Raw genomic sequence first — 24,401 nt, forward strand, 5'->3', positions numbered from 1 at the left:
ATGCGCCCCCCGGGTCAGCTGTTGCGCCGCCGCGAGGTGACCACGAGCAGGCCGACGACGCCCACGGCGACCAGGGCCACCGGGACGATCCGCTCGACGCGGGGCGAACCGTCCTCCCCGAGGAACCGGCCCTTCACCTCCGAGACGAATCGGTTCGCCCCGACGTACGCCCGGCCCAGGGAGTTGTCCACGCCGGCGACGACCTTCGCCTTCGCGTCACCGACGACCGTCTTCGGGTGGACGCGCACCCCGATCTCGTCGAGCGTCTCGGCCAGCTGGTCGCGCCGACGCTTGATGTCCGCCTCGATCTGCGCAGGGGTCCTGGCATCCGACACCGCGCTGCCTCCGTGGTCGTATCGACTATGTGGACGTGAACTGTGACCACAGTCTGTCAGCTTCACGCGCGCCGCACCCCACGGCACCCCTATTACGCTCGACTCCGTCACCACACCTTTTGCGTACGCCCCCCGCGAGGAGACCGAAGATGAGCGAGCGACTTCAGCCCGGCGACACCGCCCCCGCCTTCACCCTGCCCGACGCCGACGGCAAGGACGTCTCGCTGGCCGACCACAAGGGCCGCAAGGTCATCGTGTACTTCTACCCGGCCGCCCTGACCCCCGGCTGCACCAAGCAGGCCTGCGACTTCACCGACAACCTCGACGTGCTCGCGGCGGCCGGGTACGACGTCATCGGCGTGTCGCCGGACAAGCCGGAGAAGCTCGCGAAGTTCCGCGAGAAGGAGAGCCTGAAGGTCACGCTGGTCGGCGACCCCTCCAAGGAGACCCTGGAGGCGTACGGCGCCTTCGGCGAGAAGAAGCTGTACGGCAAGACGGTGACCGGCGTCATCCGTTCGACCGTCGTGGTCGACGAACAGGGCAAGGTCGAGCACGCGTTCTACAACGTGAAGGCGACCGGCCACGTGGCCAAGATCATCAGGGACCTCGGCGTCTGAGCCGTTCCGGCCGCCCGAGCCGTGATGTGACGTAAGCCCCTCTCGCGAGGGGCTTTCGTTTGCAACGGCCATCTTCGAGCAAGTGACCACACGGGGAACTTGTACGAAGAACGAAAGGAACCACTCCATGGCGGCCCACGAAGAGCTCGACGCCGAGGCCGACCCGGAGGCGATGAGACGCCACCGCACGCTGTTCCGGGCTGCCAACCGGCGCAAGAACCCTCCCCTGCGCCGCACCGACATCACGGTGACGGACGAGGCCGCGGTCAAGCGGGCCGTCAAAGCGGCCTCGCTCGGCAATGCCATGGAGTGGTTCGACTTCGGCATCTACAGCTATCTGGCCGTCACCATCGGCCACGTCTTCTTCCCTTCCGGGAACGAGACGGCCCAGCTGATCTCCTCCTTCGCCACCTTCGCGGTGTCCTTCCTCGTACGCCCCATCGGCGGCATGGTCTTCGGACCCATGGGCGACAAGATCGGCCGCAAGAAGGTCCTCGCGCTGACGATGATCCTGATGGCGATCGGCACACTCGCCATCGGCCTGATCCCCTCCTACGCCACGATCGGCTTCTGGGCGCCGGTCCTGCTGATCTTCTTCCGCCTGGTGCAGGGCTTCTCGACGGGCGGTGAGTACGGGGGCGCGTCCACGTTCATCGCCGAGTACGCCCCCGACAAGCGGCGCGGCTACTTCGGCAGCTTCCTGGAGATCGGCACGCTCGCCGGTTACACGGGCGCGGCGGGTCTGGTCCTCATCCTGAACACCGCCCTCGGCTCGGACGCGATGGACTCCTGGGGCTGGCGCATCCCGTTCCTCGTCGCGGGCCCGCTCGGGCTGGTCGGCCTCTACCTCCGCCTCAAGCTCGACGAGACCCCCGCCTTCCAGAAGATGGAGGACGCCACCTTCCACTCGGCGTCCGAGGGCGCCGCCACCGTGGAGACCACGGCCAAGGGCGACCTCGCGAAGATCTTCCGGCAGCACTGGCCCACGCTGATCCTCTGCATCGCCCTGGTCGGCGCGTACAACGTCACCGACTACATGCTGCTGTCGTACATGCCGACGTACCTCTCCGACGAACTCGGCTACGACGACTCCCACGGCCTCCTGATCCTCATCGGCACGATGATCGTCCTGATGCTGATCATGAACCAGGTCGGCAGGCTCTCCGACCGCTTCGGCCGCAAGCCGCTGCTGATGACCGGCATGGTGGGCTTCCTGGTCATCTCCGTCCCGGCCTTCCTCCTGATCAAGCAGGGCAGCCTGCTCGCGGTCTCCGCCGGCATGCTCCTCCTCGGCCTCTCCCTGGTCTGCCTGCTCGGCACGATGTCGGCGACGCTCCCGGCCCTCTTCCCCACCTCGGTCCGCTACGGCTCCCTCTCCGTCGGCTACAACCTCTCCGCCTCCCTCTTCGGCGGCACGGCCCCCCTGGTCATCACGTCCCTGATCAGCATCACGGGCACGGACATGGTCCCGGCGTACTACTCGATGGCGGCGGCGCTGGTCGGCATCATCGCGGTGGCCTGCATGAAGGAGACGGCCCAGCAGCCGCTGTCGGGCTCGCCGCCGTCGGTGGAGTCGAAGGAGGAGGCGGCGGAACTGGTGGAGGCCCAGTCCCCGTCCCCCAGGTTCTGACCCGCCCCCGCACCGCGCCACGGCCCGCCCCGCTCGTACAAGTGGGGCGGGCCGTTCTGCATATCGGGCGTGACGGTCCGATAAACGGTTCGTCACTCCGTACGGGCCACGAAGGCGTGGTCGGGAGGAGGGGATGACATGCCGGTTCGCTACACCCGCGAGCTGCTGGAGGAAGCAGCACGGGAGACCAGGACGTGCGATGAGGCGGTGCGGTGGTGTGGGGGTGAGCCGACGCGCTACAGCAAGCGCTACGTACGGCAGGTGATGGTGGACGCGGGCATCGACATCTCGCACTTCCCCCAGCGTTGGGTGCGGCACACCGAAGAAGCGCTGCGAGCCGCTGTGGCGGACTCGTACAGCATCAGGGACGTCGTGCGGCGGCTGGGGATCAGCAACGTCGGCGGCAACCACACACACATCAGCCGTCGGATCGTGAAGCTGGGCATCGACACCTCGCATTTCCGCCCTCCCGGCCCCAGGAGGCCCGGAGCGGCGAGGGACGTCCTGGCACTCCGCGATCCGGACGACGGGCGTGTCCCCGGTGAGCGGCTGCGCCGAGCGCTGCTGCGGACCGGGGTGGCCGAGCACTGCGCCCGGTGCGGGACCGGCACGGAGTGGAACGGGCGCCCGCTCCGGCTGGAGGTCGACCACATCAACGGAGACTGGTGGGACAACCGAGCGGAGAACCTGCGCCTCCTCTGCCCCAACTGTCACGCGGTGACAGACACCTACCGGGGCCGCAAGCGGAGGTCGGCATGAGCAAGTACCCACGTGAGCTGCTGGAATCGGCCGCTGCCGTCTCCACCAGCCTCGTCGACCTGATGCGGCGCGTCGGCGCCCCCATGGGCAGTGGGCCCCAGGGATACCTGCGTTCACGGCTCGGCCACTACGGCATCGACACCAGTCACTTCGCCGCACCGCGCGCCACGCGCGGCGCCGATCTCTTTCCCGAAGAGGAATTCACTCGTGCCGTGGCTGCCTCCCATGGCTTGGCCGACCTGATGCGACGGCTCGGACTGCCCCCGTTGGGCGGAGCCGGGCGTGCCAAGGCCAAACGCAGCATCGATGAATACGGGCTCTCCACGGAGCACTTCATGGGACAGGGTCACAACGCCGGCCGGCGCCCGCCCACCACCAAGGGCGCCGATGAGATCCTCATCCGGCTCGACGGCGGCTCGGCTCGTACGCGCACCCACCTCCTGCGCAGGGCACTCGACGACAGCGGAGTTCCGCACGTGTGCGCCGCATGCGGTCTGGGCGAGATCCGGCAGGGAATGCGGCTGGTTCTGGAGATCGACCACATCAACGGGGACCGTCTGGACAACAGGCGCGTGAATCTGCGGTACCTCTGCCCCTCATGCCACAGCCAGACAACATCTTTCGCCGTTCGCTCCCGTACGCGCCCGTAGGGACAGTAAGCTGTACAGCGACCTGCGCCCGTACGCCAAAGGCTGAGCGGCGTCGTTTAGGTCGACGTGTCTGTCGGTTCGAATCCGACCGGGCGTACCACCAGACCGAAGGCCCGGCTCGCGCCCCGCGAGCCGGGCCTTCGGCATGTGTGGGCCCTCAGCCCAACAACTCCCGCACCACCGGCACCAACCCCCGGAACGCCTCCCCGCGATGGCTGATCGCGTTCTTCTCGTCCGCCGTCAGCTCCGCGCATGTGCGGGTCTCGCCCTCCGGCTGGAGGATCGGGTCGTAGCCGAAGCCGCCGGAGCCCGCGGGGGCCGTGCGCAGGGTGCCGCGCAGCCGGCCCTCCACCACGCGTTCCGTGCCGTCCGGCAGCGCCAGGGCCGCCGCGCAGGCGAAGTGGGCGCCCCGGTGTTCCGGGGAGATGTCGGACAGCTGGGCCAGGAGCAGGTCCAGGTTGGCCCGGTCGTCGCCGTGGCGGCCCGACCAGCGGGCGGAGAGGATGCCGGGGGCACCGCCGAGTACGTCGACGCACAGGCCCGAGTCGTCGGCGACGGCGGGCAGGCCGGTGGCGCGGGCGAGGGCGTGTGCCTTGAGGAGGGCGTTCTCGGCGAAGGTGACGCCGGTTTCCCTGACGTCGGGGATCTCGGGGTAGGCGTCCGCGCCGACGAGGTCGTGGGTCAGGCCTGCGTCGGCGAGGATCGCCCTCAGTTCCGTGATCTTGCCGGTGTTGCGGGTGGCGAGGATGAGGCGGGTCATGCCCCCAGTATCCCGGGGAGCGGACCCGCGCCCGTCACGGCGTGCAGACCTTGGTGAGTTCGCCCGCCGCGTCGGTGACCGGGCTGACGTCGGGGGTGTTGTCGCCGCTCTTGATGGCGTCACGGACGTTGTCGACGGCCTTGTCGAGGTCGTCGACGGCCTTGTTGACGTCGGCGTCGTCGGTCTTGTCGCTGATCTTGTCGAGGTTCTTGCCGATGTCGTCGAGCGCCCGGTCGGCCTCGGCGGGGTTGTCGCCGGCGTTCTCGACGGCCTGTTGCAGGTCGGTGACGCTGTCGGCGATCGTGTCGGCGGTCTGGACGCAGTCCAGGGCCTTCGAGACGGCGTCGCAGCCGACGAGGCCGACGCCTGCCGGTACGACGATCAGGGCTGTGGCGACAGCGGTGGCGATACGACGGTGGCGCGCGGCCATGGTTCGGTCCCTCCCCGGGGTGCGTACGGGCGCCCGGCTTTGTCCGCGCGCCCGTACTCGTAACAACGCCCGGCAGGGGGTTGTCGGTTGCTCCAGTGTCGCTTAAGAGATGCGTGACGTACGTCGCTGCCCGCCCCGCCGGTAACGCCCTAGCGCGTGGCGGCCAGCGCCTCGCGCTGGAAGGCGGCGAGGTCCTCGCAGCCGCCGACGGCGAGGTCGAGGAGCGCGTTGAGCTCCTTGCGGTCGAAGGGCTCGGCCTCGGCGGTGCCCTGGACCTCGACGAAGCGGCCGTCGCCGGTGCAGACGACGTTCATGTCGGTGTCGGCCTTGACGTCCTCCTCGTAGCAGAGGTCGAGGAGGGGCACGCCGCCGACGATGCCGACGGAGACGGCGGAGACGGTGTCGGTGAGGGGCTTGCGGCCCGCCTTGATGAGCTTCTTGCCCTGGGCCCAGGCGACGGCGTCGGCGAGGGCGACGTAGGCGCCGGTGATGGCGGCGGTGCGGGTGCCGCCGTCGGCCTGGAGGACGTCGCAGTCGAGGACGATGGTGTTCTCGCCGAGCGACTTGTAGTCGATGACGGCGCGCAGGCTGCGGCCGATGAGGCGGGAGATCTCGTGCGTGCGGCCGCCGATCTTGCCGCGGACGGCTTCGCGGTCGCCGCGGGTGTTGGTGGAGCGGGGCAGCATCGAGTACTCGGCGGTGACCCAGCCCTCGCCGCTGCCCTTGCGCCAGCGCGGGACGCCTTCGGTGACGGAGGCGGTGCAGAAGACCTTGGTGTCGCCGAAGGAGATGAGGACGGAGCCCTCGGCGTGCTTGCTCCAGCCGCGTTCGATGGTGATGGGGCGGAGTTGTTCGGGCGTGCGGCCGTCGATGCGGGGGGAGGGCGTAGAGGACATGGGCTGAGCCTATCGGGACCCGGGGCATGGGTGAGGGGCCCTTCCCCGGCCGGTGCCTCGGCCGGGGAAGGGCCCCTCACCTGTGCGAGTCAGGAACTCACATCATGTCTTCGATGTCCGCGGCGATCGGGTCGGCGTCGGTGCCGATGACGACCTGGATCGCGGTGCCCATCTTGACGACGCCGTGGGCGCCTGCGGCCTTCAGCGCGGCGTCGTCGACGAGGTCGGGGTTGATGACCTCGGTGCGCAGGCGGGTGATGCAGCCCTCGACCTCTTCGATGTTGTCGATGCCGCCGAGCCCGGCGACGATCTTCTCAGCCTTGCTGGCCATGTGTTTCTCCCTGGTTCCAAAGGACGCGGCCTCAGCAGGCCGTAGGTCCGCTGTGTGACGGTCCGCTCTGTCACGTTAACGCACGGTTGGACCATCTTCGCGGGCGGTCACGGCGCACGCGCCCCATGATGACGATCAAGGTGTCGCCCCCTGCCGGAGGCGGCGCTCCCACCCGTTCCCAACTGGTCTACACCAGTCTAGGGCGACCGCCAAACCAGGCCTGTCCCGGGAGGACGCCGATGAGTTCCGACGCCGCAGCGGTGCCGCGGAAGAAGTGGTGGAACGGCCTGTTCCAGGGCTTGCAGAAGATGGGCCGCAGCCTCCAGCTGCCCATCGCGGTGCTGCCGGCCGCCGGCATCCTCAACCGCCTCGGCCAGCCGGACGTCTTCGGTGACGACGGGCTCGGCTGGACGAACGTGGCCAAGGTCTTCGCCGCGGCGGGCGGCTCCCTGCTCGACTCCTCCCTCGGTCTGCCGCTGCTGTTCTGCGTCGGTGTCGCGATCGGCATGGCGAAGAAGGCGGACGGTTCGACGGCGCTCGCCGCGGTCGCGGGTTTCCTCGTGTACTACGCGGTGCTGCGCGCCTTCCCCGAGGACTGCCCCGCGGATACGACGTTCGGCGCGGCCGGGATGTGGAGCGGCGTCTGTGTCGCGGAGGACGGCACGGTGGCGCAGGCCGCGTACCAGAATCCGGGGGTGTTCGGCGGCATCGTGATGGGTCTGCTCGCCGCGTGGTTCTGGCAGCGCTACCACCGCGTGAAGCTGGTCGACTGGCTCGGCTTCTTCAACGGCCGTCGGCTGGTGCCGATCATCATGGCCTTCGTCGGGCTGATCTTCGCGGGGCTGTGCGTCTGGATCTGGCCGCCGGTGGGTGACGCGCTGACCAGCTTCTCCAAGTGGCTGGTGGATCTGGGCTGGCTGGGCTCGGGCATCTTCGGCGTCGCCAACCGCGCGCTGCTCACGGTCGGGCTTCACCAGTTCCTGAATACGTTCGTGTGGTTCCAGTTCGGCGACTACACGAAGCCGGACGGCACGATGGTGCACGGCGACATCAACCGGTTCCTCGCGGGCGATCCGACGGCGGGCCAGTTCACCTCGGGCTTCTTCCCGATCATGATGTTCGCGTTGCCCGCGGCGGCGCTCGCGATCACGCACTGCGCGCGCCCGGAGCGGCGCAAGGTGGTCGGCGGCATGATGCTCTCGGTCGGTCTGACGTCGTTCGTCACGGGCATCACCGAGCCGATCGAGTACTCGTTCCTCTTCATCGCGCCGCTGCTGTACGCGCTGCACGCGGTGCTGACCGGCGTCTCGATGGCGGTGACGTGGGCGCTGGGCGTGAAGGACGGCTTCAGCTTCTCCGCGGGGCTGATCGACTACGTCATCAACTGGAGTCTGGCGACGAAGCCCTGGCTGATCATTCTGATCGGGCTCGGCTTCGGCGTCGTGTACTACTTCGTATTCCGCTTCGTCATCACCAAGTTCGATCTGGCGACTCCGGGGCGTGAACCACAGGAAGAGGCGGAGGCCCTGGACCGGGAGCAGACCAAGGCCTGACGCGGCGCTGCTGAGCGGCTCCCCGACTTCTTCGCATGGCCCTCGGACCTCGGGTCCGGGGGCCTTTGGCCAGTCATATACGGATATGGCCGAGCCCACAGGAATCGCGGGTTCCTTACGTCACCTTCACCGTGCTACAACAGGTCTACACCACTCAATGGTGTAGACCACGCGGCCTTCTCGTCGCGTCCCCCGGAGACGCCGCCGTCCCCCACTTAACTGTCCCCAGGCGGCGCCTTGCCCACTGGAGGAAGTTGTGTCCACGGCCAGTGCCGCCCCCGCGGCCAAGAAGAAGGGCTCCGGCGCGATGGCTGTCATGCAGCGCATCGGCCGCAGCCTGATGCTGCCGGTCGCCGTGCTGCCCGCCGCAGCCCTCCTGGTCCGTTTCGGCCAGGACGACATGCTGGGCCGGGAGTCCTTCCCGACCTTCATCAACAAGCTCGCGAGCTACATGGCGGCGGGCGGTGGCGCGCTGCTCGACAACATGGCGCTGCTGTTCTGCGTCGGCATCGCGATCGGCTTCGCCAAGAAGTCGGACGGTTCGACGGCCCTCGCCGCCGTGACCGGCTACCTGGTCTTCCAGAAGGTGCTCGCCACCTTCACGGACAAGAACCTGCCGAAGGTCGCCTCCGTCGTCGACGGCAAGATCGTCATGAACGAGGCGCCGGTCAACGCGGGTGTGCTCGGCGGCGTCGTCATGGGCATCATCGTCGCCCTGCTGTACCAGAAGTTCTACCGGACCAAGCTGCCCGACTGGGCCGGGTTCTTCGGCGGCCGCCGCCTTGTCCCGATCCTGTCGGCCTTCGCGGGTCTGGTCGCGGGCATCGTCTTCGGCCTGATCTGGCCGGTCCTCGGCACCGGTCTGCACAACTTCAGTGAGTGGCTGGTCGGTTCGGGCGCCGTCGGCGCCGGTGTCTTCGGTGTCGCCAACCGCGCGCTGATCCCGATCGGCATGCACCACCTGCTGAACTCCTTCCCGTGGTTCCAAGCGGGCACGTACAAGGACGGCGGCACGGACTACCACGGCGACATCGCCCGCTTCCTGCACGGCGACCCGAGCGCGGGCCAGTTCATGACCGGCTTCTTCCCGATCATGATGTTCGCCCTCCCCGCGGCCTGCCTCGCGATCGTCCACTGCGCCCGTCCCGAGCGCCGCAAGGTCGTCGGCGGCATGATGTTCTCCCTCGCGGCCACCGCGTTCGTGACCGGTGTGACCGAGCCGATCGAGTTCACCTTCATGTTCATCGCGCCGGTCCTGTACGCGATCCACGCGGTGCTCACCGGTGTCTCCATGGCGCTGACCTGGGCGCTCGGCATGAAGGACGGCTTCGGCTTCTCGGCGGGCGCGGTCGACTTCTTCCTCAACCTCGGCATCGCCAAGAACCCGTGGGGCCTGGCCCTGGTCGGCCTCTGCTTCGCCGCGGTCTACTACGTGGTCTTCCGCTTCGCGATCACCAAGTTCAACCTTCCGACGCCGGGCCGCGAGTCCGACGAGGAACTGGCCGAGCTCCAGAAGGCCGAGGCGAAGTAGCCTGCGGCCCAGCTGAACGGCGAAGGCCCCGGAACCGGTTCGGTTCCGGGGCCTTCGCCGTGCCCGGAGTCAGACCTCGTACGACGCGCCGGGCGCCGCGAGTTCCACCGGCCCCCCGTACACCGCGCGGGCGTCCGCGAGGTTCACCTGGGGGTCGGTCCACGGCGGGATGTGGGTGAGCAGCAGCCTTCCCGCGCCCGCGCGCTGCGCGGACTCCCCCGCCTCGCGGCCGTTCAGGTGGAGGTCGGGGATGTTCTCCTTGCCGTGGGTGAAGGCCGCCTCGCACAGGAAGAGGTCGGTGCCGGCGGCCAGCTCGTCCAGGGGCGCGCAGGGGCCGGTGTCACCGGAGTAGGTGAGGGTCTTCCCGGCGTGCCCGACGCGGATGGCGTACGCCTCGACGGGGTGGCACATCTTCTCCGTGCGCACCGAGAACGGGCCGATGTCGAACGAGGCCGGCTTGACCGTGTGGAAGTCGAAGACCTCGCTCATCGAGGAGGCCGACGGCGTGTCCGCGTACGCGGTCGTCAGACGCTGCTCGGTGCCCTCGGGGCCGTAGACCGGGATGGGGGCGCAGCGGCCTCCCTCGTGCCGGTAGTAGCGCGCGACGAAGTACGCGCACATGTCGATGCAGTGATCGGCGTGCAGATGGCTGAGGAAGATCGCGTCGAGGTCGTAGAGACCGATGTGGCGCTGCAGCTCGCCGAGGGCGCCGTTGCCCATGTCGAGCAGCAACCGGAAGCCGTCGGCCTCGACGAGGTAGCTCGAGCAGGCCGACTCCGCGGACGGAAACGACCCCGAGCAGCCGACGACGGTGAGCTTCATGAAGCTGGGACCTCCGCGCTGGCGAGGGAGCTGGGGGGTGGGTGTGCGGTCCGTCGAGCGTAAGGCGCGAAAGGCGCGGTCGCTCCTCCGTCGCGGGCCGTTGTGGGGGAACTCACCTGCGGTGTCACCGGTTCGGGTGGCGCACGGGGCGGGTGGTGGAGTGGCGGGCGGTATGGGGAGTGCGCCGGTACCGTCGTGGCTATGGACACGTCCTGGTGGCTGGCGCTCGCCGCCGTCGTGGTGCTCGCGCTGGTCGTCGCGCTGGTGGACGGATGGGGCCGCGGGCCCCGGCGGCGGAGCACCCGTCCGCCGGGCCGGACCCGGCCGCCGCGTGGGCCGCGGCGGCGGCTTCCCGCGCCGCGGCCCGCGGAGATCTGGTGGGCGCGGGTGCCGTTCGAGGACGGCCCCGGCGGGAAGGACCGGCCGTGTCTGGTCCTGTCCGTGCGCGGGGAGAGCGCTCGGGTCGCGAAGATCACCAGCAGGTACCACGACGAGCGGGCGGGTGTGATTCCGCTGCCGCCGGGTTCGGTGGGCGACGCGGAGGGGCGCCCCAGCTTTCTGGAGACGGACGAGCTGAGGGACGTACCGCTGTGGGAGTTCCGGCGCAGGGCCGGGGCGGTGGATCCGGTGGTGTGGGATCAGGTGCGGTACCTGGCGGGCTGAGCGTCGATATGCCGCTGCCCGGGCCGGTGAACCGCCCCGGGCAGCGTGGTTTCAAGCCCGTCCGGCGTTTGAGGACGAACTCGGCGGAGCCGGTGATGAACCGCACCCGGCTAGGCCCACAGCTGGCCCTGGAGTGTTTCGATGGCCGCCTCGGTCGTCTCCGCGGTGTAGACGCCCGTCGAGAGGTACTTCCAGCCGCCGTCGGCGACGACGAAGACGATGTCGGCGCTCTCGCCCGCCTTCACCGCCTTGTTGCCGACGCCGATCGCCGCGTGCAGCGCGGCGCCCGTGGAGACGCCCGCGAAGATCCCCTCCTGCTGGAGGAGTTCGCGGGTGCGCGTCACCGCGTCGGCCGAGCCGACGGAGAAGCGGGTGGTCAGGACGGAGGCGTCGTACAGCTCGGGGACGAAGCCCTCGTCGAGGTTGCGCAGGCCGTAGACGAGGTCGTCGTAGCGCGGCTCGGCGGCGACGATCTTGATGTCCGGCTTCTGCTCGCGCAGATAGCGGCCGACGCCCATGAGCGTGCCCGTCGTGCCGAGGCCCGCCACGAAGTGGGTGATCGAGGGGAGGTCGGCGAGGACCTCGGGGCCCGTCGTGGCGTAGTGGGCGCCCGCGTTGTCGGGGTTGCCGTACTGGTAGAGCATCACCCAGTCCGGGTGCTCGGCCGCCAGTTCCTTGGCGACGCGGACCGCGGTGTTGGAGCCCCCGGCCGCCGGGGAGGAGATGATCTCGGCGCCCCACATGGCGAGCAGGTCGCGCCGCTCCTGCGAGGTGTTCTCCGGCATGACGCACACGATGCGGTAGCCCTTGAGCTTGGCCGCCATGGCGAGTGAGATGCCGGTGTTGCCGGAGGTCGGCTCCAGGATCGTGCAGCCGGGTGTCAACCGGCCGTCCTTCTCGGCCTGTTCGACCATGTGCAGCGCGGGCCGGTCCTTGATGGAACCGGTCGGGTTGCGGTCCTCCAGCTTGGCCCAGATGCGGACGTCGGCCGACGGGGACAGGCGCGGCAGGCGGACGAGCGGCGTGTTGCCGACCGCGGCGAGCGGGGAGTCGTAGCGAGGCATCCGGGATCGGGCCTAGACCATGCCGCCGGCGACGGCCGGCAGGATCGTGACGCTGTCGCCGTCGGAGAGCTTCGTGGAGATGCCGTCGAGGAAGCGGACGTCCTCGTCGTTGAGGTACACGTTCACGAAGCGGCGCAGCTTGCCGTCGTCGACGATGCGCTCGGCGATGCCCGCGTGCCGCGAGTCCAGGTCGGTGAACAGCTCGGCGAGGGTGCCACCGCTGCCCTGGACGGCCTTCTCGCCGTCGGTGTAGGTGCGGAGGATGGTCGGGATGCGGACCTCGATGGCCATGGCTGCGGGCTCCTGTCGGAAGAGTTCAGGTGAGTGGGCGCGCGGCGGCCCGGTCGTGCGCCGATTGCGCGTTCGTACGCGGTGGGGCGCCGCGGCCCTTTTCTCGGCCGTACGGCGGCAGGGGTCAGCGCTGACAGATGGCGCTGCTGAGCCTGCACAGGTCGACGTGCAGACGCGCCACGAGCAGCATGCCCGGCATCTTGTCGCTCACGTCGTGGGAAACCATGCGCTCATCGTATCGATTCCCGGTCCGGGTTCTGGAATGTGATCTCACATGGTGGATACTTTCCGTCCATCACCTGGATGCGCACCTGGATGTGCGCCTGGATGCGGGAGGTAGGTGACTGTCGGCGCCCCCGTCGCCGGGTGCACCGCGACGTCCGCCGTCACGCCGTACACCTCGGCGAGCAGTTCGCTGGTCAGGACCTCCTTGGGGGTGCCTGACGCGACCTGGCGGCCCCCTTGCAGGACGTACAGGCGGTCGCAGTAGTACGCCGCGAGATTCAGGTCGTGCAGGGCGAGGAGATTGGCCGTGCCGAGGCCGCCGACCAGGGCGAGGATCTCCAGCTGGTAGCGGATGTCGAGGTGGTTGGTCGGCTCGTCGAGGACCAGGACCGTCGACTGCTGCACCAACGCCCGCGCCACCAGGGCACGTTGGCGTTCGCCACCGGAGAGCGCCGTGAAGGAGCGGTCGGCCAGGGCGCTCGCGCCGACGCGCCCGAGGGCGGCCCGCACCAGCTCGTCGTCCCGCTTTGTGTCCCCCTCCCAGAAGCGTTTGTGCGGGGAGCGGCCCATCGCGACGACCTGCCGCACGGTGAGGTCGAAGCCCGCCTGGCCGTCCTGCGGGACGGTGGCGATGTGCCGCGAGCGGGCCTTGGCGCCGACCCCCGCCAGGTCGGCCCCGTCCAGCAGGACGCGGCCCTCGGCCGGGGTGAGCGCCCCGTACACACAGCGCAGCAGCGTCGTCTTGCCGCTGCCGTTGGGGCCGACGACGCCGACCGTCTCGCCCTCGGCGACGGCCAGTGAGACACCGTCGAGGAGGCGCAGCCCGCCCGGGGTCCGGTAGCCGAGGTTCTCGACGCGCAGCGTCATGTGGCCATCCCTTCGTGGCTCTGGCCCCTGCGCAGCAGCCAGAGGAAGAACGGTCCGCCGGTCAGCGCGGTGAGCACGCCGACCGGGATGTCCTGCGGCGCGGCGACCGTGCGTGCGGCGAGGTCGGCGACGACCAGGAACACCGCGCCCATCAGCGCCACGACCGGGAGCAGCGGGCGGTGCGCGGCGCCGACCAGCATCCGGGCGGCGTGCGGCACCATCAGGCCGACGAAGCCGATGGCGCCGCTGTACGCGACGAGGACGCCGGTCAGCAGCGAGGAGAGGACGAACACGGCGGCGCGGAAGCGGGCCGTGTCCAGGCCGAGGACGGTGGCGCCCTCCTCGCCGACGAGCAGCAGGTCGAGCGGGCGGGCCAGCGCGATCAGCAGGGCCGTGCCGACGGCGAGGACCACGCAGGGCAGGGCGAGCATGTCCCACCGGGCGCTGCCGAGGCCGCCGAGCGTCCAGTAGAGGACTTCCTTGAGGTGGTCGGCGCTGTCGGCGGTGACGAGGATGAGGCTGGTCAGCGCGGTCAGGATGTACGAGACGGCTACGCCCGCGAGGATCAGCCGCCCGGTGGCGAAGCCCCCGCCGCCGCTTCTGGCCAGGGCGTAGACGAGGGCCAGGGAGATCAGCGCGCCCACGAAGGAGGCCGCGGGGATCGTGACGGCGGTGCTCAGCGCGGTGCCGACGCCGAAGACGCCGCCGAGGACGATCGCCGAGACCGCGCCTACGGAGGCGCCCGAGGAGACGCCCAGGAGGAACGGGTCGGCGAGGGGGTTGCGGACGAGCGCCTGGAGGACGGTGCCGATGACTGCCAGTCCGGCTCCTACGGTGGCGCCCAGCAGGACCCTGGGGAGTCTTACCTCCAGGACGATCGTGCGGAAGGGGGAGGGTTCCGCGCGCCCTGTGAGGATCTCCACGACCTGGCTCGGGGGGATCCTGACCGAGCCCAGAGCCAGGCCGGCGAGTATCGCTGCCGCGAGGGCCGCGGTCAGTCCCGTCAGGATCAGGAGGCGGCGCCCCTTGGAGTTGCGTCTGTCGCCCTTCGGGCTCGTCCTCAACCGCCGGACGGGCTGGGGGGTGCTCACAGCTGTGCCGCCAGCTTCTTCACCGCCTCCGGGGCTCGTACCCCTGTCACCGCGTCCGACAGCGGCAGGACCGCGAACCGCTTGTTCCTGATGGCGGGGACGTCCGCGAGGACCGGGTCGTCGAGGAGCCGGCGCTTCTTCTGGGCGACGGTCGTGGCACCGTAGTCGAGGATCACGATGACCTCCGGCTTGCGTTCGACGACCTTCTCCCAGGACGCGTCGCCGAAGGACTTGTCCACGTCGGCGAAGACGTTGCGGCCGCCCGCCCGCTCGACGATGTCGTTGCCGATGCCCCGGCCGCCCAGCGTGAACGCGGTCTTGTCGCCGCTGTCGTAGACGAAGACGGAGGCCGGCTTCCCGCCCTTCGCCTTCTTCTCGGTGGCGGCCAGTTCCCGCTTGGCGCCGCTCACCCACTTGTCCGCGCGCTCGCGCACCCCGAAGGTCGAGCCGACCTCGCGTACCTCGCGGTAGACGTCGTCCATGGAGATCGCCCGCTTCGCGCAGCCCTCGATGTTGAGGCGGCTCTTGATGCCGGACTTGGCGAGCGCGGAGCGGCTGCGGCCGTCGCCCGCCAGGAAGGCGCTGGCGTAACCGCCGTAGACGAAGTCGGGGTTGGCGGCGAGCAGCTTCTCGTAGGAGGGGTACTCCTTGGCGAGGACGGGGACGGACTTGTACGCCTTCTCGTACTTCGGCAGGACCTTGTCGTCGAGGTAGGCGGTCCCGGCGAGGCGGTCCTTGAGGCCGAGTTCCAGCATCACCTCGGTGACGTGCTGGTTCATGGTGACGGCCCGCTCGGGGGGTGCGTCGTACGTCGTGCGCACACCGCAGTTGGTGACGGTGTACGGGAATCCGGCGGCCTTGGCGGCGGGCTTGCCGGAGTCGGTGGAACCGGACGAGCCGCAGGCGGCGAGCGGGGCGAGCAGGGCCGCGGCGGTGAGGACGCGTAGGGCGCGGGACATGGCTGAACTGCCTCCTTCAGGGGATTTCCGCGTCCCCTGCGTTGCGTGGAGAGAAGGCGGCAGGTCAGTTCCTGACTCCCCCGCGCCCCCGGTGAGGGGGTGGGGTCACAGTGGCGGGACCGTGCCGGGTTCGCACCGGCTTCCTGTCTCCTGCCGCCCAGAAGTGGTCGGGGTCAGTATGCCTGTACGACCCGCACCTCTTCCTCGGTGACCTCGCCCTCGACGATCCGGAACGAGCGGAACTGGAAGGGGCCGGCGTCGTCGGTGTCCGCGGTGGAGACCAGGAGGTAGTGGGCGCCGGGCTCGTTGGCGTAGCTGATGTCGGTGCGGGAGGGGTAGGCCTCGGTCGCGGTGTGCGAGTGGTAGATGACCACCGGCTCCTCGTCGCGGTCGTCCATCTCGCGGTAGAGCTTGAGCAGGTCACCCGAGTCGAACTCGTAGAACGTGGGCGAGCGCGCGGCGTTCAGCATCGGGATGAACCGCTCGGGGCGGCCGGTGCCCGCCGGGCCCGCGATCACGCCGCACGCCTCGTCGGGGTGGTCCTGGCGGGCGTGCGCGACGATCTGGTCGTGGAGGGCCTGGGTGATGGTCAGCATGGCAGTCAGGATAAGCAGAGGGCCCGCGCCGTACCGGAGTGCGGTACGGGCGGGCCCACATGCTGGACAGCGGCTCCAGGGAGCCGGGGTCAGTCCTTGTCGACCGGCTCGGCCTCGGAGGCGACGACGCCGACCTTGCGCTTGTTGAACGCGGCGGCCTGCGGGTTGCGGCTCTTGAGGACCAGGTAGGTGACCCCGAGGATCGCGGCCCAGACCGGGGCGGCGTACAGCGAGATGCGCGCGTCCTTGTCGACGCCCATCATTACGATGACCATGCCGATGAAGAGCAGGGCGAACCAGCTCGTGTACGGGGCTCCGGGCGCCCGGAAGGTGGACTGCGGCAGCTCGCCGCGGTCGGCCTTGCGGCGGTAGCGGATCTGGCAGGCCAGGATCATGATCCAGGCCCACATGCCGGAGATGGTCGCGAAGGAGACGACGTAGTTGAACGCCTCGCCCGGCCACTGGTAGTTGATCCAGACGCCGACCAGCATGAACGCGGCGGAGAACGTGGTGCCGAGCAGCGGCAGGCCGTTCTTCGTGAGCTTGGTGAAGAGCTTCGGGCCCTGGCCGTTGAGCGCCAGGTCGCGCAGCATGCGGCCGGTGGAGTACATGCCGGAGTTGCAGGAGGAGAGCGCGGCGGTGAGGACCACGAAGTTCACGATCGCGGCGCCGACGCCGAGGCCCATCTTCTCGAAGGCCGCGACGAACGGCGAGACACCGGGCTGGAAGTGCGTCCACGGCACGACCGACAGGATCATGATCAGCGCGCCGACGTAGAAGACGGCGATGCGCCACGGCACGGTGTTGATGGCCTTGGGCAGGACCGTCTTCGGGTCCTTGGACTCGCCCGCGGTGACGCCGACCAGCTCGACGGCGAGGAAGGCGAACATCACGATCTGGAGCGTCATCAGCGTGGAGCCGATGCCGTTCGGGAAGAAGCCGCCCTGGTTCCACAGGTGGGCCACGGTCGCGGTGTCACCGGCGTCGGAGAAGCCGATGGTGAGGATGCCGACGCAGATCAGGATCATGCCGATGATGGCGGTGACCTTGACCATCGAGAACCAGAACTCCAGCTCACCGAAGAGCTTCACGGAGATGAGGTTCGCGCCGTACAGGATGACCGTGAAGACAAGGGCGTACGCCCATTGTGGGAACGAGTTGTGTGTCCAGTACTGCATGTACTGGGCGGCCGCGGTGACTTCGGTGATGCCGGTGACGACCCAGAAGAGCCAGTACGTCCAGCCGGTCACGAATCCGAAGAACGGGCCCATGAATTCGCGTGCGTACTCCGAGAAGGAGCCCGACACGGCGCGGTACATGAGGAGCTCGCCGAGCGCCCGCATGATGAAGAAGATGACGAGGCCCGCGATGGCGTACGCCAGGATGAGGCTGGGGCCGGCCTTGTGAATGGCCTTGCCTGCGCCGAGGAACAGGCCGGTGCCGATGGCACCGCCGATCGCGATCATCTGGATCTGCCGGGCCCCCAGACCGCGCTGGTAGCCCTCGCCCTCGCCGGACGGGCCGCCTGCGGCCTGCACGGCACCATTGCCGTCGTGCCCGTCGTGCTGCTCTTCGACCTGCACTGAGGTCATGGTGACGCCTTTCTCCATGCTGATCCGCGCCCGCGTTTCGCGTGATGGCTGCGGACCAGGTCCTGATCCCCCCGGATGTGAATGGAGTGCTTCCGGCGGTCTGCCGGATCGAGCGCCCTCGGCGACATGGGTGGCGTCGACCGAGCGGTCGTGAAGATTTATCACGACCGCAACAGTGCGAGAATCAGCCACGTGTGGCACACACCACAGGGAGAAGCGGACAAACTTCTCTTGGCGCGGTAAATGTGGGCAATGAAGTGACAGGATCGTTATCCGGATTTGAGCGTCCGTTGAGCGAACGGGCCGCCAGGTGAACGGCGGGCGTCCGGGGCGGCAAATCTCGGTGTCATATGCACCGGATTTCAGTCGAGCAACGTCCCGACCAGCGTCTCCTGGAGTCCACCCAACCAGAGGTAGGCCATCACCATCGGCTTGCGGGGGTCGGAGTCGGGGAGCCGGTAGAGCAGATCGGCGTCATCCTCGTCGGTGACCTCAAGGCGCGTGCCGATCGCGAGCCGCAGGTCATTGAGCGCCCCGAGCCACTGCCGGGACTCCTCGACCGACAGTTTCAGGACAGCTCCGCCCTCCCCCGAGGACGCCATCGAGTCGAGCGAGCGGATCACGGCCAGCGCGTCGTCCCGCTTCTTGGCCCGCAGGTCGTTCTCCGTGAAGCGGCGGAACTCCGCCGAATACGCCCGCAGCTCGTCCTCGTCACCCCGCTCACTGCCGGGACCGCCGTAGGCGTCCGGGAGCAGGCGCTGCATCACCGGGTCGGCGGGCGGCTCACTGGGGCCCTCGGCGAAGAGTTCCGCGAGGGGGTCGTCGGAGGGCTCGCCGCCCGGACCCGGGCCGATGAGTTCCAGGAGCTGCACGGCGAGGGAACGGATGATCGAGATCTCGACCTCGTCGAGGGCGACGGCGGCGCCGCCCCCGGGGATCTGTTCGAATTGTCCAGGCATCAGATGCGTCGCTACTTCCGGTCCTGCTGAAGGGTGGCCCACAGCCCGTACCCGTGCATGGCCTGCACGTCGCGCTCCATCTCCTCGCGGGTGCCGCTGGAGACGACCGCGCGGCCCTTCTGGTGCACGTCCATCATCAGCTTGGTGGCCTTCTCCTTCGAGTACCCGAAGTACGTCTGGAACACGTACGTCACGTAGCTCATGAGGTTGACCGGGTCGTTGTGCACGAGCGTGATCCACGGAACGTCCGGCTCGGGGACGACGACCGTCTCTTCGTCCGATTCGGGGCGGGTGATCTCTGCGGGAGCCGTACTCACCTGCCCCATGCTGCCACCCCCGGGGGTCACTCGCACAAACGGGCCCAGGAAATCGTCAAAGTGACGAGATGTGCGGTAGCATCCTTCGTATGAACACAGCGGACCTTGGCCTGCCGGTGGATGTTCCGTCGACGGCGCTCTTCACGGATCAGTACGAGCTGACGATGCTCCAGGCCGCACTGAAGGCCGGCACCGGCGCACGCAGGTCCGTCTTCGAGGTCTTCACCCGCAGACTGCCCGAGGGGCGCCGCTACGGCGTCGTGGCGGGCACGGGGCGGGTCCTGGACGCCGTGGAGAACTTCCGCTTCGACGCCGGGGTCCTCGGCTTCCTGCGCGAGCGGAACATCGTCGACGAGGCCACCCTGGAGTGGCTGTCCGGCTACCGCTTCAGCGGTGACATCTGGGGCTATCCCGAGGGAGAGGTCTACTTCCCGGGCTCGCCGATCCTGCGGGTCGAGGGGTCCTTCGCGGAGTGCGTGCTCCTGGAGACCGTGATCCTCTCCATCCTCAACCACGACTCGGCCATCGCCGCCGCCGCCTCCCGGATGTCCTCGGCCGCCGGGGACCGCCCGCTGATCGAGATGGGTGCCCGCCGCACCCACGAACTGGCCGCCGTCGCCGCCTCCCGCGCCGCGTACGTCGGCGGCTTCGCGACCACCTCGGACCTGGCCGCGGGCTTCCGCTACGGCATCCCGACCGTCGGCACGAGCGCCCACGCCTTCACCCTGCTGCACGACAACGAACGCGACGCGTTCCGCGCCCAGGTCGACTCGCTCGGCCGCGGCACGACCCTGCTCGTGGACACCTACGACGTGACCGAGGCCGTCCGCATGGCCGTCGAGGTCGCCGGGCCCGATCTCGGCGCGGTGCGGATCGACTCCGGTGACCTGCTGCTCGTCGCCCACCGGGTGCGCCAGCAGCTGGACGAGCTCGGCGCGACGAACACGAGGATCGTCGTGACGTCCGACCTCGACGAGTACGCCATCGCCTCGCTCCGGGCGGCGCCCGTGGACGCGTACGGCGTCGGCACCCAGCTCGTCACCGGCTCCGGGCACCCCACCTGCTCCATGGTGTACAAGCTGGTGGCCCGCGCCCACTCGGCGGACCTCAAGGCGCCTCTGGAGCCCGTGGCGAAGAAGTCGCTGGGTGCCAAGAGCTCCATGGGCGGACGGAAGTGGGCCGCGCGGCGGACCGACGCGTACGGCGTCGCCGAGGCCGAGGTCGTCGGCACCGGGGCCGTGCCGCCGGAGCTGGCCGACCGACAGCTCCTGGTCGAGCTGGTCAAGGGCGGCCAGGTGGTCGCCCGCGAGCCGCTGGACGCGGTCCGCGACCGGCACGCCGCGGCGCGCGCAGGCCTGCCCCTCTCGGCGACGCAGCTGTCGCGGGGCGAGGCGGTCATCCCGACGGAATACCTCTGAAGGACCCGGGAAGACGCCCCCTCCCGTAACGCGCGTGAAGTCTCTACGCTCGTAGTCACCCCACCAAAGGACACCGCCCATGCGCCGCGCACTGATCGTCGTAGACGTGCAGAACGACTTCTGCGAAGGGGGCAGCCTCGCGGTCGCCGGCGGAGCGGACGTGGCCGCCGCCATCACCGAGCTGATCGGCCAGACTCCCGCCTGCTACCGCCACGTGGTGGCCACCCGCGACCACCACATCGATCCCGGCGCCCACTTCTCCGACCGCCCGGACTACGCCGACTCCTGGCCGCCGCACTGCGTGGCGGGCACGGAGGGCGTCGGCTTCCACCCGAACTTCGCCCCGGCCGTCGCCTCCGGGGCCATCGACGCGGTCTTCGACAAGGGGGCGCACTCGGCGGCCTACAGCGGCTTCGAGGGCGTCGACGAGAACGGCCTCTCCTTGGCGGAGTGGCTGCGGGAGCGGGAGATCACGGAGGTGGACGTGGTCGGGATCGCCACGGACCACTGTGTCCGCGCCACCGCTATGGACGCGGCCCGGGAGGGGTTCAGGACCACGGTGCTGCTGGAGCTGACCGCAGGGGTCGCCGCGGCGACCACGGAGCGGGCCATGGCCGAGATGCGGGCGGCCGGGGTCGAGCTGGCAGGGAAGCCCGTCGTCTGAGGCGTCCCGTCGGGCGCGGGGCCTCAGGGCCTGCCTTTCAGCGTCTGAGCGCCCTGATCGGATGCCACAGCTCCCGCACGTCATCGGGTGCCGTCCGCCATATCAGCCCGTCGGGGTGGTGCAGCACCGCCGTGACCTCGTCCGGCGTGGGCGGCTCCGCGTTGCCCCGCAGATACACCGCCCGCAGGCCGAGGTTCCGCACCCGCGTCAGCGCCCTCGCGCGGTTCACGGCGTGCGCTATCACCCTGACCGCGCCGCCGCCCGGCGACGGGCTCGGCAGGGTCAGCGCCACCACCACGCTGCCGTTCGGCAGCTTGCAGAAACCTCCTGCGGACATACGTCGTCACACCCCCGTGAGACATCGCGCGGGGCCCCTGGCCGGACCCCGCGTCAATAAGAAGTACACAGCACGCACCTAAACACGATCGGCCGCCGCCCGCTAGAGGGCGACGGCCGATCATGGTTTGACCTGCGGAAACGCTGGGTTACTTCTTGGAGGGGCCCACCTGAACCGTGATCGAAGAGCCGTCCTTCGGCTGCTTCAGGATCTGGATCTTGGTGTTGGTGTCAGTGACCTTGACGCTTCCGGTGGGGTTGGACGCGTACCAGTAGGTGCCCTTGCGGTCGTCGAAGACCGAGACGCCCTTCTGGGACTTCAGCTTCGTCGCGACGTCCGCGTTGTGCAGCGTGAACTTGTCCGTCGCGTACTTGCTGAACGGGGCGTCGAACGGCTGGATCTTGTTGCGCATGAGCGAGCCGTCCTTCCACTTCAGCGGCTTGGCGTGCGCGTCGACCGGAAGGATCAGACCCTCACCGGGGTGCTGGCTGGTGTTGTTGTCCTTCTGGGAGGTGTCCCACTGCCAGACCATCAGGCCGGTCTGGTACGGGTAGTGCTCGACCCAGTCGGGACGGGTCCGCGAGAAGCCGAAGTTGTACGGGCCGACCTTGAGGGTCTTGTCGTACGACACGTACTGGCGGTTCTCGGCCAGGTAGTACTGGTCGTACTTCTTGGTGAAGGACTCCGCGATGCGGGAGAAGCCCTTCGACTTCCAGCCGTTGTCGCCGCCCTCGGCGCCGTCCTCGAAGACCTTGGCGCCGTCCGCGGTGATCGCGAGCGCGTCGGCCGCGAAGCCCTTGCCGCCCGCGCCGCCGTCCGTGGCGTAGCGGAAGCGGATGTCGATCTTCTTGCCCGCGTAGGCGTCGAGCGGGAAGACCAGCTTCTTGTACGCGCCCGAGACACCGGTCAGCGCGGGCTTGTCACCGGCGTCGCGGGTGATCGGCCTGCCGTCCGCGGTGCCGTCGACCGGCGTGTAGGTGGCGCCGCCGTCCGTGGAGACCTCGGTGTAGAGGTAGTCGTAGTTGGCCTCGATGTCCCACCAGCCCTGGAGGGAAAGCTCGGCCTTGGTCTTGCCGGTCAGGTCGACGGAGCGCGTCAGGGTGTTCTTCAGGTCGTCGCCCTGGTCGCTCCACCACTGCTTGGCGCCCTCGGCGGGCTTCACGATCTTGGTGGTGACGGCCTTCTTCGGCAGGTCGACGACGAGCGCCTGGCGGTGGCGGGTGTTGTACTCCGCGACGCCCAGCTTGTGCTCGGAGGTCGTGGCCGCCTTCGCCTTGGCGTAGTCGAGCCAGCCCAGCTGGAACTTGTCCCAGGCGGTCATGTCGCCCGGCAGGTCACCGATCGAGTCCTTGCCGGTACCGAGCCACGAACCGGCGGACATCAGCGACCAGAAGCCGACCGAGTTCTCGCCCTTGCCCGTGGTGTCGTACAGGTCCGGCAGACCGAGGTCGTGGCCGTACTCGTGGGCGAAGACGCCGAGTCCGCCGTTCTCCGGCTGCATCGTGTAGTCGCCGACCCAGATGCCCGAGTCGCCGATCTGGGTGCCGCCGGCCTTGTTGTCGCCGGGGCCGGTCCTGCCCGCGTCGTTGCCGTACGCGTACCAGCGGTGCGCCCACAGGGCGTTCTCGCCCTCGGCGCCGCCGCCGGCCGACTCGTCCTCGCCCGCGTGGACGATCTGGAAGTGGTCGATGTAGCCGTCGGACTCGTTGAAGTCGCCGTCGTTGTCGAAGTCGTAGCGGTCCCAGAGGTCGTACTTGGCCAGGTCCGCCTTGATCTGCGCGTCGGTGCGGCCCTGGGCCTTCTGGTCCTTGACCCAGGCGGTCACACCGTCCTTGACCGCGTCCCAGACGTTGGCGCAGTTGGTGTCGCCGCAGTAGTTCGAGCCGTAACGGGCCTCGTTGTAGTCGACCTTGACCCAGTCGGAGACTCCGCCGTCGACCGAGTAGCGGCCGGAGGAGGTCTTCTCGTAGTAGGTCTTCAGCGAGTGCTTGGTCTTGCCCTTGCTGTCCTTGCCCTCGCCGAAGTACAGGTCCTCGAAGTGCTTGCGGTTGTAGTCCTTCTGCCAGGCCGTGCTGTTGTCCTTGGCACGGTCCGGCTTGACTATCTTGTTGTGCAGCGGGCCGGGCTTGCCGCCGTACTTCTTGACGGGCTGCTGCGGGCCCTCGGGGCCGTCCGGGTCGTACATGGTCGTGTCGTCGACCTTGTTCCCGAACTCCACCAGGATCGTGAAGATCTTGTCGGTCTTCTCGCGGCCCAGCTCGACGTACTTCTTGTCGTCGAGCTTGACGACCTTCGAGGCGCCCCGCTTCTGCACCTTGGCGTCGCCCGCGACGACCTGCTGGAGGGCCGCCTTGCGCTGCTGCGCCTGCTGCTTGCTGAACGGACCGTCGAGGTCGTGGTCGGTGTGCGCCTTGGGCCGCGACGGGTCCTGCCGGTCGACGACCGGTGCCCCGGCCGGGGCACCGTCCCCGGGAGCGGCCGTGGCCGTCGCCGCCGAGTAGGTGGCGGCGGCAGCGGCCACCGCCACAGCCACGGCCGTGGCTCTGAACGTGCGTGTTCTGGCTGTCACTTGATGAATATCCTCCCCACGCGCCCGCGCGAATGGCGGACCGAGATCCCGGTCGGAGGAGGTCCGCGCGCGATGTACGCGTCACAAGTGACGACATTCGACCGGAAGTACGGGAGAAAAGACAGTCCTTGACTTGAACAGGCCAAGTGCACTATGCGACCCGCGGTTCCGCTATCCGAACGCGGGGCACATCCTCATGGAGAAGCCCAACGGGCGCTCCGCACCGTCCACTTGGTGGACGCCATGAACCCGTGCGCCCCCTGTGCTGCGGCACCGTGGGTTAGGTCACGCTTACCGCCCGTTCCCGTCGGGCATGCAGCGTCATAGAGTCAATCGACGGTGCGCAACCGCGCGAGGCGACACATCCCAAGTCACCGCCGTCAGGCACCCTTTGATTCGTATACAGCCGATACAGCCGATTCGTATACAGCTGCCCATACATCCGCATCCGCCCCCGTGGCCAAGAGCGCGGGGG

General features: G+C 69.1%; 26 protein-coding genes, 1 tRNA gene, 1 pseudogene and 1 riboswitch. Of the genes and pseudogenes, 10 read left to right on the top strand and 18 right to left on the bottom strand.

Annotated elements, in window-relative coordinates; translation table 11 throughout:
• Positions 1-14 precede the first annotated feature (14 nt).
• Positions 15-335 carry a DUF3618 domain-containing protein gene (locus tag CP975_RS12950; protein WP_055531333.1) on the bottom strand — a complete coding sequence of 107 codons (321 nt, stop codon included), beginning with the start codon at positions 333-335 and terminating at the stop codon, positions 15-17.
• 149 nt (positions 336-484) lie between these two features.
• On the opposite strand from CP975_RS12950, the gene bcp reads away from it, so the two are divergent.
• From bcp to CP975_RS12975, 5 genes are all read left to right on the top strand, one after another.
• Positions 485-952 carry a thioredoxin-dependent thiol peroxidase gene (gene bcp / locus CP975_RS12955; protein WP_030793501.1) on the top strand — a complete coding sequence of 156 codons (468 nt, stop codon included), beginning with the start codon at positions 485-487 and terminating at the stop codon, positions 950-952.
• Positions 953-1,079: 127 nt separating this feature from the next.
• Entirely contained in the window at positions 1,080-2,582 is a 1,503-nt protein-coding gene (proP, locus tag CP975_RS12960) for a glycine betaine/L-proline transporter ProP (protein ID WP_055531331.1), read from the top strand.
• Between the two features lie 138 nt (positions 2,583-2,720).
• The gene (locus CP975_RS12965; protein WP_055531329.1) at positions 2,721-3,341 is read left to right on the top strand and encodes an HNH endonuclease signature motif containing protein; all 621 of its coding nucleotides are present in this window, start codon (positions 2,721-2,723) and stop codon (positions 3,339-3,341) included.
• Positions 3,338-3,991 carry an HNH endonuclease signature motif containing protein gene (locus tag CP975_RS12970; protein WP_070321221.1) on the top strand — a complete coding sequence of 218 codons (654 nt, stop codon included), beginning with the start codon at positions 3,338-3,340 and terminating at the stop codon, positions 3,989-3,991. The genes CP975_RS12965 and CP975_RS12970 overlap by 4 nt, the downstream gene beginning before the upstream one ends.
• A 24-nt stretch (positions 3,992-4,015) precedes the next feature.
• Positions 4,016-4,091 (top strand) — tRNA-Leu (locus CP975_RS12975).
• Positions 4,092-4,148: 57 nt separating this feature from the next.
• Here CP975_RS12975 and rdgB read toward each other — a convergent pair.
• From rdgB to CP975_RS12995, 4 genes and pseudogenes are all read right to left on the bottom strand, one after another.
• Positions 4,149-4,751 (bottom strand): RdgB/HAM1 family non-canonical purine NTP pyrophosphatase, encoded by a 603-nt coding sequence (rdgB, locus tag CP975_RS12980; RefSeq protein WP_055531327.1) that lies wholly within the window; start codon positions 4,749-4,751, stop codon positions 4,149-4,151.
• Positions 4,752-4,785: 34 nt separating this feature from the next.
• On the bottom strand, positions 4,786-5,181 hold the full coding sequence (locus CP975_RS12985) for a hypothetical protein (protein WP_030793493.1): 396 nt from the start codon (positions 5,179-5,181) through the stop codon (positions 4,786-4,788).
• 149 nt (positions 5,182-5,330) lie between these two features.
• Entirely contained in the window at positions 5,331-6,077 is a 747-nt protein-coding gene (rph, locus tag CP975_RS12990; protein WP_055531324.1) for a ribonuclease PH, read from the bottom strand.
• A 97-nt stretch (positions 6,078-6,174) separates the two neighbouring features.
• Positions 6,175-6,411: pseudogene (locus CP975_RS12995) on the bottom strand (PTS sugar transporter subunit IIB); the annotation flags it as partial.
• A 236-nt stretch (positions 6,412-6,647) separates the two neighbouring features.
• On the opposite strand from CP975_RS12995, the gene CP975_RS13000 reads away from it, so the two are divergent.
• Positions 6,648-7,961: a PTS transporter subunit EIIC gene (locus CP975_RS13000; protein ID WP_055531322.1), complete on the top strand. Its 1,314-nt coding sequence runs from the start codon at positions 6,648-6,650 to the stop codon at positions 7,959-7,961.
• Between the two features lie 256 nt (positions 7,962-8,217).
• Positions 8,218-9,492, top strand: a complete 1,275-nt coding sequence (locus CP975_RS13005) for a PTS transporter subunit EIIC (RefSeq protein ID WP_055531320.1) — start codon at positions 8,218-8,220, stop codon at positions 9,490-9,492.
• A 69-nt stretch (positions 9,493-9,561) separates the two neighbouring features.
• Here the strand turns inward: CP975_RS13005 and CP975_RS13010 are convergent, their stop codons facing one another.
• Positions 9,562-10,314, bottom strand: coding sequence for an MBL fold metallo-hydrolase (locus CP975_RS13010; RefSeq protein WP_055531318.1), 753 nt, complete (start codon positions 10,312-10,314; stop codon positions 9,562-9,564).
• A gap of 201 nt (positions 10,315-10,515) precedes the next feature.
• Here CP975_RS13010 and CP975_RS13015 point away from each other — a divergent pair, with 201 nt between their 5' ends.
• Positions 10,516-10,977 (top strand): type II toxin-antitoxin system PemK/MazF family toxin, encoded by a 462-nt coding sequence (locus CP975_RS13015; protein WP_055531316.1) that lies wholly within the window; start codon positions 10,516-10,518, stop codon positions 10,975-10,977.
• 110 nt (positions 10,978-11,087) lie between these two features.
• Here CP975_RS13015 and CP975_RS13020 read toward each other — a convergent pair whose 3' ends face one another.
• The 10 genes from CP975_RS13020 to clpS all read right to left on the bottom strand — a co-directional run bounded on the left by CP975_RS13020 (position 11,088) and on the right by clpS (position 18,947).
• Positions 11,088-12,041, bottom strand: coding sequence for a PLP-dependent cysteine synthase family protein (locus CP975_RS13020; protein WP_055531314.1), 954 nt, complete (start codon positions 12,039-12,041; stop codon positions 11,088-11,090).
• A 12-nt stretch (positions 12,042-12,053) separates the two neighbouring features.
• Entirely contained in the window at positions 12,054-12,332 is a 279-nt protein-coding gene (locus tag CP975_RS13025; protein WP_055531313.1) for a MoaD/ThiS family protein, read from the bottom strand.
• Between the two features lie 124 nt (positions 12,333-12,456).
• On the bottom strand, positions 12,457-12,558 hold the full coding sequence (locus tag CP975_RS36380) for a putative leader peptide (RefSeq protein ID WP_324615449.1): 102 nt from the start codon (positions 12,556-12,558) through the stop codon (positions 12,457-12,459).
• A 44-nt stretch (positions 12,559-12,602) separates the two neighbouring features.
• Complete coding sequence (locus CP975_RS13035; RefSeq protein WP_055531312.1) at positions 12,603-13,424, bottom strand: ABC transporter ATP-binding protein; 822 nt, start codon at positions 13,422-13,424, stop codon at positions 12,603-12,605.
• A complete protein-coding gene (locus CP975_RS13040; RefSeq protein ID WP_150477872.1) occupies positions 13,421-14,437 on the bottom strand; it encodes a FecCD family ABC transporter permease in 1,017 nt (338 codons plus the stop codon). Before CP975_RS13040 ends, CP975_RS13035 begins: the two co-directional genes overlap by 4 nt.
• Positions 14,438-14,511: 74 nt before the next feature.
• Complete coding sequence (locus CP975_RS13045) at positions 14,512-15,474, bottom strand: ABC transporter substrate-binding protein (protein ID WP_055531305.1); 963 nt, start codon at positions 15,472-15,474, stop codon at positions 14,512-14,514.
• A gap of 45 nt (positions 15,475-15,519) precedes the next feature.
• Positions 15,520-15,643: riboswitch (cobalamin riboswitch) on the bottom strand.
• 4 nt (positions 15,644-15,647) lie between these two features.
• Positions 15,648-16,070: a M67 family metallopeptidase gene (locus tag CP975_RS13050; RefSeq protein WP_055531303.1), complete on the bottom strand. Its 423-nt coding sequence runs from the start codon at positions 16,068-16,070 to the stop codon at positions 15,648-15,650.
• Between the two features lie 89 nt (positions 16,071-16,159).
• Positions 16,160-17,662, bottom strand: a complete 1,503-nt coding sequence (locus tag CP975_RS13055) for an amino acid permease (protein WP_055531301.1) — start codon at positions 17,660-17,662, stop codon at positions 16,160-16,162.
• A 362-nt stretch (positions 17,663-18,024) separates the two neighbouring features.
• A complete protein-coding gene (locus CP975_RS13060) occupies positions 18,025-18,621 on the bottom strand; it encodes a DUF2017 domain-containing protein (protein ID WP_030793454.1) in 597 nt (198 codons plus the stop codon).
• 11 nt (positions 18,622-18,632) lie between these two features.
• The gene (gene clpS, locus CP975_RS13065) at positions 18,633-18,947 is read right to left on the bottom strand and encodes an ATP-dependent Clp protease adapter ClpS (RefSeq protein WP_055531299.1); all 315 of its coding nucleotides are present in this window, start codon (positions 18,945-18,947) and stop codon (positions 18,633-18,635) included.
• Between the two features lie 80 nt (positions 18,948-19,027).
• Here clpS and CP975_RS13070 point away from each other — a divergent pair, with 80 nt between their 5' ends.
• Entirely contained in the window at positions 19,028-20,356 is a 1,329-nt protein-coding gene (locus tag CP975_RS13070) for a nicotinate phosphoribosyltransferase (RefSeq protein ID WP_055531297.1), read from the top strand.
• Positions 20,357-20,435: 79 nt separating this feature from the next.
• Positions 20,436-21,020 (top strand): isochorismatase family protein, encoded by a 585-nt coding sequence (locus CP975_RS13075; protein ID WP_055531295.1) that lies wholly within the window; start codon positions 20,436-20,438, stop codon positions 21,018-21,020.
• Between the two features lie 37 nt (positions 21,021-21,057).
• On the opposite strand, the gene CP975_RS13080 is transcribed toward CP975_RS13075, so the two are convergent.
• Both CP975_RS13080 and CP975_RS13085 read right to left on the bottom strand, forming a co-directional pair.
• On the bottom strand, positions 21,058-21,357 hold the full coding sequence (locus tag CP975_RS13080; RefSeq protein WP_055531293.1) for a hypothetical protein: 300 nt from the start codon (positions 21,355-21,357) through the stop codon (positions 21,058-21,060).
• Between the two features lie 148 nt (positions 21,358-21,505).
• Positions 21,506-23,926: an immune inhibitor A domain-containing protein gene (locus tag CP975_RS13085; RefSeq protein WP_150476890.1), complete on the bottom strand. Its 2,421-nt coding sequence runs from the start codon at positions 23,924-23,926 to the stop codon at positions 21,506-21,508.
• Between the last annotated feature and the right edge of the window lie 475 nt (positions 23,927-24,401).

The sequence above is a fragment of the Streptomyces alboniger genome (assembly GCF_008704395.1).
In the GTDB taxonomy this organism is placed as follows: domain Bacteria; phylum Actinomycetota; class Actinomycetes; order Streptomycetales; family Streptomycetaceae; genus Streptomyces; species Streptomyces alboniger.